Raw genomic sequence first — 10,082 nt, forward strand, 5'->3', positions numbered from 1 at the left:
CCCACTGAATTGGAGGAGGGCCTGGGGCGGACGTCCCCAGGCCCTCTCTCGTCCGTGCTTACGCGCCGCTCTCGCGGAGCATGTCCTCACGCTCGACGATCTTCACGCGCTCGCGGCCCTGCGGCTCGCCCAGCGCCTTCTCGGCGGCGTCCAGCTTGTACCAGCCCTCCCAGGTGGTGAAGCGGACCTCGCGCTCGGCGAGGAACGCGTCCACGGCCTCCGGGGCGGGCGCGGACGGCGTGTGCAGACGGCTGCCTGCGAAGTCGTCCAGCAGGTTCGACACCGTCTCGTTGGCGTCGCCCTTGGTGTGGCCGATCAGACCGACCGGACCGCGCCGGATCCAGCCGGTGACGTACGTCGACTGCAGGTGCGCGCCGCTCTCCTCGACGACGCGGCCGCCCTCGTCCGGGACCGTGCCCGAGTCGATGTCCCAGGGCAGCTTGGGCAGCTTCTCGGACAGGTAGCCGACGGCGCGGTAGACCGCCGTGACGTCCCAGTCCTTGAACTCGCCGGTGCCCTTGACGTTGCCGGTGCCGTCGAGGGCGGTGCGCTCGGTGCGCAGGCCGACGACCTTGCCGTCCTCGCCGAGGATCTCGGTCGGCGACTCGAAGAAGTGCAGGAACAGCTTGTGCGGGCGGTCGCCGACGTCGCGGATCGCCCAGTTCTCCAGCGTCTTGGCGACCATGTCGGCCTGCTTGTTGCCGCGCCGGGTCGCGATCGAGCCGTCGTCGTAGTCGATGTCCTCGGGGTCGACGATGACCTCGATGTTGGGGGAGTGGTCCAGTTCCCGCAGCTCCATGGGCGAGAACTTCGCCTGCGCGGGGCCGCGGCGGCCGAAGACGTGGATCTCCAGCGCCTTGTTGGCCTTCAGGCCGTCGTAGACGTTCGGCGGGATCTCCGTCGGGAGGAGTTCGTCGGCCGTCTTGGCCAGGATGCGGGCGACGTCGAGGGCGACGTTGCCGACGCCGAGGACGGCGACCTTCTCGGCCTCCAGCGGCCAGGTGCGCGGCACGTCCGGGTGGCCGTCGTACCAGGAGACGAAGTCGGCGGCGCCGTAGGAGCCGTCGAGCTCGATGCCGGGGATCGGCAGCTCCCGGTCGGCCGTCGCGCCGGTGGAGAAGATGACGGCGTCGTAGAAGGCGCGCAGGTCGTCGAGGTTGATGTCGGTGGGGTAGTCGACGTTGCCGAAGAGACGGATCTGCGGCTTGTCGAGGACCTGGTGCAGGGCCGTGATGATGCCCTTGATCCGGGGGTGGTCCGGAGCTACGCCGTAACGGATCAGTCCGAACGGGGCCGGCATCCGCTCGAAGAGGTCGATCGAGACACCGGGGTCGGCGGCCACATCGGACTTGAGCAGCGCGTCGGCGGCGTAGATCCCGGCGGGGCCGGCTCCGACAATGGCTACCCGCAGGGGGCGGGGCATGATCAGGTTCCCTTCGAGCGGTGACAGATCGACTCGGGGGAAGCCTAAACTAAGGCAAACCTAACTCGGTACGCGGGTCCGGTCTATGAGCCCATAAACATCATTTATGAGCCGGGCGGCCCATGAGCCCACCGGGGAACGGGACTTCTCGGTCTGCCGCTGATCGCGTGGGGGGTCCTCGACCACGCGGAGGCGCTCGGCGTGCCCGTCGGCACCGTCCGCGCGCGCCCGCACCGGGCGCGCCGCCCTGCCGCGAGCGGACAGAAGCACGTCCAGGTCAAGGGGCTGGTCACGGCAGGGGTGGGGGACCGGACGGGGCACAGCGGCCGCAGGGCGGGTCAAGGCAGCGGCTGTTCCGCCCAGATCACCTTCCCGCCGGGCGTGTACCGCGTGCCCCAGCGGTCGGTGAGCTGCGCGACCAGGAACAGGCCGCGGCCGCCCTCGTCCGTCATCGCCGCGTACCGCAGATGAGGCGAGGTGTTGCTGCTGTCGGACACCTCGCAGATCAGGGTGCGGTCGCGCAGCAGGCGCACCCGGACGGGCGGGGTGCCGTAGCGGATCGCGTTGGTGACCAGCTCGCTGAGGATCAGTTCCGTGGTGAAGGACAGCTCCTCCAGCTCCCAGCGCACCAGCTGCCGGGCGACCGCGGCCCGCACCTCGCCCACCGCGGCCGGGTCCACGGGCACGTCCCACTCGGCGACCTGCTCCGCGCCGAGCGCCCGGGTGCGGGCGACGATCAGAGCGATGTCGTCGTTCGGGCGCTCCGGAAGCAGCGACTCCAGGACGGACTGGCAGGTCTCCTCCGGCGTACTGTCGGTCCGCTCCAGGGCATCGCGCAACCGTTCGAGACCGGTGTCGATGTCCTGCTTGCGGTCCTCGACCAGCCCGTCGGTGTACAGCACCAGCCGGCTGCCCTCCGCCAGCTCCAGCTCCACCGTCTCGAACGGCAGCCCGCCGAGCCCCAGCGGCAGCCCGGCGGGGACGTCCGGAAACTCGACCCGGCCGTCGGGGTGCACCAGCGCGGGCGGCGGATGGCCGGCGCGGGCGACGGTGCAGCGCCGGGAGACCGGGTCGTAGATGGCGTACAGACAGGTCGCTCCCGCGACGGGCGCGGCGCTGCCGTCGGCCGTCTCGTCCTGGTCGATGCGGGCCACCAGCTCGTCGAGCAGCCCGAGGAGTTCCTCCGGCGCGAGGTCCAGCGCGGAGAAGTTGTGGACGGCGGTGCGCAGCCGGCCCATGGTGGCCGCCGCGTGCAGCCCGTGCCCGACGACGTCTCCGACCACGAGCGCGACCCGGGCGCCGGACAGCGGCAGGACGTCGAACCAGTCGCCGCCGACACCCGCCTGCGCCGGAAGATAGCGGTAGGCGATGTCCAGGGCGCCCTGCTCGGGCAGGGTGCGCGGCAGCAGGCTGCGCTGGAGCGTGACGGCCATGCCGTGCTCGCGGGTGAAGCGGCGCGCGTTGTCGATGGAGACCGCGGCACGCGCCACCAGCTCCTCCGCGAGGACGACCTCCTCGGAGTCGAAGGGCGCGGCGCGCTCCGAACGGTAGAAGCTGACCACCCCGAGAACCAGTGACCCCGCCCGGACGGGCACGGTGATCAGGGAGTGGATACCGAACTCCACCACCTGCTCGGTCCGCTCCAGGTCCTGCGCCCGCCAGCCCGGGGACTCGGCGAGCCGCGCCTCCAGCACCGGCCGCCCGTCCACCAGGGTCCGGGCCTGCGGGGCGGACTCGACGAACCGGATCTTCTCGCCGACCGCGTACAGCGGCGCGCCCTTGCGGATCCCGCTCATCGCCGTGCGCCGCAGCACGGCCCGGGAGTCCGGCTCCTCCCCCTCCAGGACGGCCTCGAACAGGTCCACGGTCGCGAAGTCCGCGAACCGCGGCACGGCCAGCTCCGTCAGCTCCTCCGCGGTCCGGGTCACGTCCAGGCTCGTGCCGATGCCCACTCCGGCCGCGTACAGCATGTCGAGGCGCTCGCGCGCCGCCTCCGCCCGTCCCGACAGGGCGCGCAGCTCCGTGGAGTCGCGCAGGGTGGCGACGCTGCCGGCCGGCCCGCCCGCGACCTCGGTGGGCCGCTGGTTGATCGCGAGCAGCCGCTCCCCGACCAGGTGCACCTCGTCCGTGGCGACCCGCCCGGACGCCAGCAGCTCGGCGGTCGCGGTGTCCAGCCCGAGGTCGAAGACCTTCCGGCCCTCGGCGTCCGCGGGCAGGTCCAGCAGCCGCTGCGCCTCGTCGTTGGCGAGCAGCAGGTCGCCCTCCCCGCCGACGATGATCACCCCTTCGCGTACCGCGTGCAGCACCGCGTCGTGGTGCTCGTACATGCGGGTCATCTCGCGCGGGCCCAGCCCGTGGGTCTGGCGCAGCAGACGGCGGCTGACCAGCGCCGTACCGCCCGTGGCCAGCGCCAGCGCCGCCGCGGCGGTGGCCAGGACCAGGGGCAGCTGACGGTCCGCGGTCCCGCCGACGCGGTCGGTGGTGATGCCGGCCGACACCAGCCCCACGATCTTGCCGTCGGCGTCCTTCACGGGCACGACCGCCTGCACGAGCCGGCCGATCGTCCCGTTGACCTCCTCGACCACCGTGCGCCCGGCCTGCGCCGGTCCCAGCGTCCCGACGAACTTCTTGCCGATGCGGTCCGGCTTGGGATGGGTGTAGCGGACGCCGTCGGTGTTCATGACGACGATGAAGTCGACCTGCGACGCCTCACGGGCGGCCTCGGCCCGCGGTTGCAGCACGGCCGTGGGGTTCGGGCTGCCCAACGCCGCCACGATGCCCGGGGAGTTGGCGAAGGTCTCGGCGACGGCCAGGGAGCGGTTGCGGGCCTCCTGGGTGGTGTCGTGCCGCACCTGGAGCACCAGGGCGACCACCGCCGCGACGACAAGCAGCAGCACGATGACGACCTGCAGAACGAACACCTGCGCGGCGAGGCTGCGCCTGCCCAGTGTGCTTTCGGGTGTGCGCCGTCCCCGCAGGCCCCGGGGACGACGGGCCGGCCGGGCATCCGATCGCCCCAGGAGTCGGACCATGTGCCATGTCTACACTGCCGGGCCCCGCGAGGCGAGGGGCGCTACGGAAGGTGATGGCCCGTAATCGTCGTGCGCCGCCCGGGCGAGCCGGGTGGCCAGCAGCAGGGCGATGTCGTCGGGCCGGTCGGCGGTCTGCCGGGCCGTCGCGGTGAGCCGGTCGGCGACGTCCGCCAGCGACCGCTCCGAAGGAGCGCCCGCGTCGGCCAGGCCCGCGCGCAGGGCGGCGATGCCGTCGTCGATGTCATGACCGGGCCGCTCCACCAGCCCGTCCGTGTACAGGGCGAGGATCGCGCCCGGATCCAGGCGCAGCTCCGCCACCGGGTACTGGGCACGCGGGTCGACACCGAGCACGACCCCGTCGGGCAGGTCCACGACCCGGGTACGTCCGTCGGGATGCCGCAGCAGCGGCGGCGGATGCCCGGCGTTGACCACCCGGGCCAGGCCGGTCGCCGGGTCCAGGCGGACGTAGCAGCAGCTGGCGAACTGGCCGGGGTCGAGGTCGATGAGGAGGTGGTTCGTGCCGCCCATGACCTCCTGCGGTGGCCGGTCGCCGAGTGCGAACGCCCGCACCGCGCTGCGCAGTTGCCCCATGGTCGCCGCGGCCTGCACCCCGTGTCCCTGCACATCGCCGATGACCAGGGCCAGGCCGTCTCCCGCCTCCACGACGTCGTACCAGTCGCCGCCGATCTCCATGCCCTCGGTGCCGGGCAGATAGCGTCCGGCGGTCTCCACGCGCGCGTGCCGCGACAGCCGCCGGGGGAGGAGGGCCTGCTGGAGGCCGCGGGCGAGGGCGGCCTCGGTGTCGTAGCGCTGGGCCTTCTCCATCGCGTGCGCGATCAGGCCGGCGAGGGCGGTCAGGACCGTGCGCTCCTCGGAGCTGAAGCTGCGCGGACGGTCGAAGCCGAGGATGCACGAGCCGACCGGGCGGCCGGAGGCGATGAGCGGCAGGAAGGCGCGTGCGCCCTCCGTGGCGTCGAGCGGGATGCCCGGGTAGGCGGCCGCCAACTGCTGCATCGAGTCGAAGAACAGCGGACGGCCCGTCGTGAGCGTCTCCACGCCCGGCAGACGCGCGTCCAGCCCCACGCCCTCGAACGGCGCCAGGAAGCCCTTGGGGAAGCCGGACTCCCACGCCAGGTACAGATGCCGCTCCTGGAGCAGGTAGATGGCCAGTCTGCGGCCGCCGAACGCGGGCAGCAGCTCCTGCATGACCACCGCCGACACCTGGCGGGCGGTCACCGCCTCGGTCAGGGCGATGGCGAGGACGATCGGACGGTACGAGGTGGTGGAGGCGGCGGCGTCCGGTGCGGGGACCCCGCTCTCGGCGTCGGCCGGTGCCGCGGGCGTGGGTTCGCCCGGGTCGTGCGTCACGCGGTTCGCCGGGACGGCGGTGCAGGTGAGGAGGTCCGCGCCGGGATAGACGGCCATGCTGAGCCAGTCGCCCTCGTACGGCCGCGGACCGGAGCGCCCGTCGTCGGCCTGCGGGGGCCGGCGGACGTGGAAGTGCACCGGCTCCGGCGACAGCAGGGCGCCGCGCAGATGCTCCTCGCAGGCCGGCTGGTTCAGCCACGGCACCGCCTCCCACAGGGACCGGCCGAGCAGCCGGGAGCGCTCCGCCCCCAGCAGATGCGCGGCCCGCGGGTTGGCGTACACGATCAGCCCCAGCCGGTCGAGGCAGAACACGCCCTCGGGCAGCAGGTCGGCCGCTCCGTCGGCCACGGCGCCCGGCCCCGGGTCGAGGAGGACGCCCGTGACGGCAGGGGCCGGCGCGGCCGTACCGGCGCCGGCGGACCACAGTTCCAGCAGCCGCAGACCGCCGTCGGCGGTGCGGACCTGGACCGGCAGCGGCGGCGGTCTGCCCTGGGCGGCCTCGTGCAGCAGGGTGGGGAGCCGGTGGGCGTCCGTCGGGTCGACGGCCCGTGCCAGCAAGTCCAGTCCGGCCGGCCGCTCGTCCGGCGGCAGTCCGAGCAGGGCGCGGGCGGCCTCGTCGGCGGTGACGGCGCCGGTCGCCGGGTCCCACGACAGATGCCCGACCCGGCCCAGGGCCGGACCCGCGGCCGGTGGACGGACGCACAGCGGCTCGTCGTCCCAGACGACGGCATGCCCGTCCGCCTCGCGTCGCAGCAGGGCCGTCGCCAGGGCGTCCGCCACGCACGCGAGCCGTTCGCACCCCGCCTGGACGTCCCCGGCGTCGGCGGCCGCCGCACGCAGGATGGTCAGCACCCCGAAGGCCCGCCCCTTCGCCGCACAGGGCACGCTCAGCGTTCCGAACTGGAAGGGCAGTCCCGCCGCGAACTGCGGATAGCGGCGCATGGCCTCCGTGGCGTTCGCCAGGACCACCGGGACACCGAGCCGGTGGGCGTCGGCCACCGGGAACGGCCGGTCCACGCTCAGCCGCCACCACGGCCGGAACAGCCGCCCGGGCAGCCCCGAGAGAATCGCCAGCCGCAGCAGCCCGGGCGTACTCGAACGCATGTACACGCCCCCGGCGCGGCCGTCCACGGCACACAGCCCGTCCGCCACGGCCCCGGCCAGCAGTGCGGCCGGCGGCCGGGACGGCTTCCGCTCGTCCCCGGCGCTCCCAGTCATCGCCCCTACCTCGTCCGCGCGCCACACAGTGGGCGACACAGCAAGAATGCGCCACATGGGGGCCGGAGTGCATCCGCGGGCCGCGGGCCGCCCGGACACGGAACCGCCCAAGTCATGTGATCCGCCGCGGAGACCGAGTCCGGAAGGTTCCCGCGGTTGCGGGGTAACCGCCCGCCATGGGCGAGATCATGATCGGAACGTGCTCCTGGACGGACCGGGCGCTCGTCGGCAGCGGCTGGTACCCGCCCGGGCGGCGGGACGCGGAGGGCCGGTTACGGCACTACGCCGAACGCTTCCCGGTGGTCGAGGTGGACTCGACGTACTACGCGTTGCCCGGCGAGCGCACCAGCCGGCTGTGGACGGAGCGCACACCCGACGACTTCGTGTTCGACGTGAAGGCCTTCTCCCTGCTGACCGGTCACCCCACCCGGTCCGCCGTGCTGCCACCGGGACTGCCCGCGGACATCAGGTCCCCGAAGGCGCTGGACGAGGTGTGGCGGCGGTTCGCGGACGGCATCGGGCCGCTGCGGGAGACGGGACGGCTGGGTGCCGTCCTGTTCCAGTTCCCGCCGTGGCTGCGACCCGGCGCGCGGGCCGAGGAGTTCCTCGCGCAGTGCGCCGACCGCACCGCCGGATGGCCGGTCTGCGTCGAGTTCCGGCACCCCGCCTGGTGGCGCGGCGAACAGGAGCCCGCGACCGCCGCGCTGCTGCGGTCGTACGGGTTCGCCGCCGTCGCCGTCGACATGGAGCCGTCGCTGCCGTCCGCGGTTCCTCCCGTCACGCCCGTCACCTCGCCGCGGCTGTCGGTCGTGCGCTTCCACGGTCGTAGCCCCGCCTGGGGGACGGGCAGCAAGGAGGACCGCTTCCGGCACGAGTACACCGACGACGAACTGCGCGCGTGGCTGCCCCGGGTACGCGCGCTCGCCCGGCGGGCCGAGCGGGTGCACGTGCTGTTCAACAACTGCTGCGCCGACGCGGCCGTCCGGGCCGCGGCGCGCATGGACGAACTGCTCGGACCCTGACGGGTACCGGCCGGTCAGGCGGTGGCCTCGAGGGTGCTCCTGGCGAGTTCGTACGCCGGGAGCATCGCCTCGTGCTCCTCGGTGTCCATGCCGCCGAGGTGCAGCACGACCGGGCCGTCGGACGTGGTCACGGCGAGGGCGCGCTCCTTCTTCGTCTCCTCCAGCAGCTCGCTGGTGGTGACGTACTCCACCTCGGCGCCGGTGAGGCCGCCCGCCTTGAAGGCGCGGTACTTCGCCCCGCTCGATCCGCTCTCGGCGGCGACGAAGTCCTCCAGTACGGCACGGGCGTCGGCGTCACCCGGCTTGCCGGTCCAGACGCGCAGGAAGCCGATCTTGCCGGCGGGCTTGGCGTCGACCTCGCAGGCCATGGTGACGGGGCCCTGCCGCAGGAGCGCCTCGGCGAGTTCGTCGGTCAGTTCGTCGCCGGTGTCGCCCTTCCGCGAGGCAGAGTCGACGGCCTTGGCCTTCCAGAACTCGGCGATGTCGAAGGTGACGGGGAGTTCACAGGCGGAACCGTCGGCGCCGATGCTGCCCCCACTCGCCGCGACCTTGGTCGTCGCGGTCGCCGTCGCCTCGGCCGCACCCGAGCCCTGCTCGGCGTCCCCGCATCCCGTCGCCACACCCGTCAGCAGGGCCGCCACCGCCAGGCCCCGCCGAATGTTCCCCACCCCGAAGCGCACCGCTGTCTCTCCTCTTCCTCGGTACCGGCGGAGCACTGTATCCGAGGCCGCCGACATCGCGGCGAGCGCCGGGCGGTCCTACTCCAGCGTGCTCTCCTCGACGTTCTCCATCCGCGCGTACAGCACCTGCTCGTTCACCTCCGGGTTGTCGATCAGCTTGAGGGCGGCCGCGATGCCGTGGCCGACGAGCTCGTCGGCGGTCTCGCCGTACTCGACCTGCAGGACGGTGTTGGGGGCGCGGTCGTCGTCGTCGGCGGCGCGCAGCGGGTCCCGTCAGGTGCCGTGGGCGCCGATCTCGGTGGCCGCACGCAGGACGAAGGCGACGGCGTGGGCCTTGGCCCGGGGCATCGTCAGCGTCAGCAGTTCCCGCTCGACCCGGTCGAGCCGCACCCCGGCGTCGCGGTCGCCGAACAGCAGCGCGTACAGCAGGTCCTCGGCCTCGAGCAGCAACAGCTCGCCGGCCCGTGACCGGCAGGCCGGGGCGATCAGGGCGGAGCCCTTGGGCGGCGGGTCGATCAGCAGGCCGTCCCGCTCCAGCGCCTCCCGGGTCAGCGTCCCGTAGCGCTCCACGAAGGCCCGCAGCCCGTCCGCGTCCAGCGCCCAGGCCCGCACCCGCGCGGTCCGGGCGGCCCGCGCGGGACTGTCGTCGGCGGCCGTGGCGCCCGGGTCGGCCGGTTCCGTGCGCGCCGCCGGTACGGTCGCCGTGCCCGCGGCGAGGGCGAGGAACTGCTCCACGAGCCCGGCGCGCGGCTGCTGCTCCGGCACCGCCCGCACGCGTCCCCGCAACTGCCCGGCCAGGTCCTCACGTGCCCGTTCGATGATCGCGGCAATGCTCTCCGTCCCGTTCATGAGGGCGACGGTGGGAGCGCCGGGCCGCTCGCCGACGGGGTTTCGGCATCGGTTCAGGCCTTCGGGTGAGGGCGGGAATGCCCCGGGCCGGTCGGCTGTTGTACCGCGTGACTGGCATGCACCGCTCAATGAGTGCGATGCCGGTGAGAGGAGGTCCCCATGGCACGCAGCACCGCGCGCCCCGTCGTCACCCTGAGGTCCACGGCCGGCACCGGCGTCACCTACGTGACGCGCAAGAACCGGCAGAACGACGCCGACCGGCTGGTCCTGCGCAAGTACGACCCCGTCGCCGGACGGCACGTCGCCTTCCGCGAGGAACGGTGACCCCGGCGTTCGACCCCAGGAGGCAGTCATGAAGGTGCGCAAGTCCCTGCGTTCGCTGAAGGCCAGGCCCGGCGCCCAGGTGGTGCGCCGCAAGGGCGTGACCTTCGTCATCAACAAGAAGGAACCCCGCTTCAAGGCCCGCCAGGGCTGAGCGGCTCCGAGCGGC

Annotated in this window: 8 protein-coding genes and 1 pseudogene; 4 read left to right on the top strand and 5 right to left on the bottom strand. The window is 73.4% G+C overall.

Annotated elements, in window-relative coordinates; translation table 11 throughout:
• Positions 1-58: 58 nt before the first annotated feature.
• Positions 59-1,423 (bottom strand): FAD-dependent oxidoreductase, encoded by a 1,365-nt coding sequence (locus tag ACPT94_RS33745; RefSeq protein WP_425247586.1) that lies wholly within the window; start codon positions 1,421-1,423, stop codon positions 59-61.
• Positions 1,424-1,576: 153 nt separating this feature from the next.
• On the opposite strand from ACPT94_RS33745, the pseudogene ACPT94_RS33750 reads away from it, so the two are divergent.
• Positions 1,577-1,666: pseudogene (locus tag ACPT94_RS33750) on the top strand (RNA polymerase subunit sigma-70); the annotation flags it as partial.
• Positions 1,667-1,761: 95 nt separating this feature from the next.
• Here the strand turns inward: ACPT94_RS33750 and ACPT94_RS33755 are convergent.
• Together ACPT94_RS33755 and ACPT94_RS33760 are read right to left on the bottom strand one after the other, a co-directional pair.
• The gene (locus ACPT94_RS33755; RefSeq protein ID WP_425247587.1) at positions 1,762-4,455 is read right to left on the bottom strand and encodes a SpoIIE family protein phosphatase; all 2,694 of its coding nucleotides are present in this window, start codon (positions 4,453-4,455) and stop codon (positions 1,762-1,764) included.
• A gap of 9 nt (positions 4,456-4,464) precedes the next feature.
• The gene (locus tag ACPT94_RS33760) at positions 4,465-7,041 is read right to left on the bottom strand and encodes a SpoIIE family protein phosphatase (RefSeq protein ID WP_425247588.1); all 2,577 of its coding nucleotides are present in this window, start codon (positions 7,039-7,041) and stop codon (positions 4,465-4,467) included.
• A gap of 176 nt (positions 7,042-7,217) precedes the next feature.
• Here ACPT94_RS33760 and ACPT94_RS33765 point away from each other — a divergent pair, with 176 nt between their 5' ends.
• Positions 7,218-8,063, top strand: a complete 846-nt coding sequence (locus tag ACPT94_RS33765; protein WP_360341494.1) for a DUF72 domain-containing protein — start codon at positions 7,218-7,220, stop codon at positions 8,061-8,063.
• Between the two features lie 14 nt (positions 8,064-8,077).
• Here ACPT94_RS33765 and ACPT94_RS33770 read toward each other — a convergent pair whose 3' ends face one another.
• Together ACPT94_RS33770 and ACPT94_RS33775 are read right to left on the bottom strand one after the other, a co-directional pair.
• Positions 8,078-8,743 (bottom strand): lipoprotein, encoded by a 666-nt coding sequence (locus ACPT94_RS33770; protein ID WP_425247590.1) that lies wholly within the window; start codon positions 8,741-8,743, stop codon positions 8,078-8,080.
• 273 nt (positions 8,744-9,016) lie between these two features.
• Positions 9,017-9,592 carry a hypothetical protein gene (locus ACPT94_RS33775; RefSeq protein ID WP_425247591.1) on the bottom strand — a complete coding sequence of 192 codons (576 nt, stop codon included), beginning with the start codon at positions 9,590-9,592 and terminating at the stop codon, positions 9,017-9,019.
• 159 nt (positions 9,593-9,751) lie between these two features.
• Here ACPT94_RS33775 and rpmG point away from each other — a divergent pair, with 159 nt between their 5' ends.
• Entirely contained in the window at positions 9,752-9,916 is a 165-nt protein-coding gene (gene rpmG, locus ACPT94_RS33780; protein WP_189936098.1) for a 50S ribosomal protein L33, read from the top strand.
• A gap of 28 nt (positions 9,917-9,944) precedes the next feature.
• Positions 9,945-10,067: a type B 50S ribosomal protein L36 gene (gene ykgO, locus ACPT94_RS33785; RefSeq protein WP_360341484.1), complete on the top strand. Its 123-nt coding sequence runs from the start codon at positions 9,945-9,947 to the stop codon at positions 10,065-10,067.
• Positions 10,068-10,082 lie beyond the last annotated feature (15 nt).

The organism is Streptomyces aurantiaciflavus (assembly GCF_049808595.1).
In the GTDB taxonomy this organism is placed as follows: Bacteria; Actinomycetota; Actinomycetes; order Streptomycetales; family Streptomycetaceae; genus Streptomyces.

What these genes read in the sequence shown, in the direction of transcription:
- ACPT94_RS33745 (WP_425247586.1), bottom strand. Translation starts at nt 1,423, where the DNA reads ATGCCCCGCCCCCTGCGGGTAGCCATTGTCGGAGCCGGCCCCGCCGGG.
- ACPT94_RS33755 (WP_425247587.1), bottom strand. Translation starts at nt 4,455, where the DNA reads ATGGTCCGACTCCTGGGGCGATCGGATGCCCGGCCGGCCCGTCGTCCC.
- ACPT94_RS33760 (WP_425247588.1), bottom strand. Translation starts at nt 7,041, where the DNA reads ATGACTGGGAGCGCCGGGGACGAGCGGAAGCCGTCCCGGCCGCCGGCC.
- ACPT94_RS33765 (WP_360341494.1), top strand. Translation starts at nt 7,218, where the DNA reads ATGGGCGAGATCATGATCGGAACGTGCTCCTGGACGGACCGGGCGCTC.
- ACPT94_RS33775 (WP_425247591.1), bottom strand. Translation starts at nt 9,592, where the DNA reads ATGAACGGGACGGAGAGCATTGCCGCGATCATCGAACGGGCACGTGAG.
- rpmG (WP_189936098.1), top strand. Translation starts at nt 9,752, where the DNA reads ATGGCACGCAGCACCGCGCGCCCCGTCGTCACCCTGAGGTCCACGGCC.
- ykgO (WP_360341484.1), top strand. Translation starts at nt 9,945, where the DNA reads ATGAAGGTGCGCAAGTCCCTGCGTTCGCTGAAGGCCAGGCCCGGCGCC.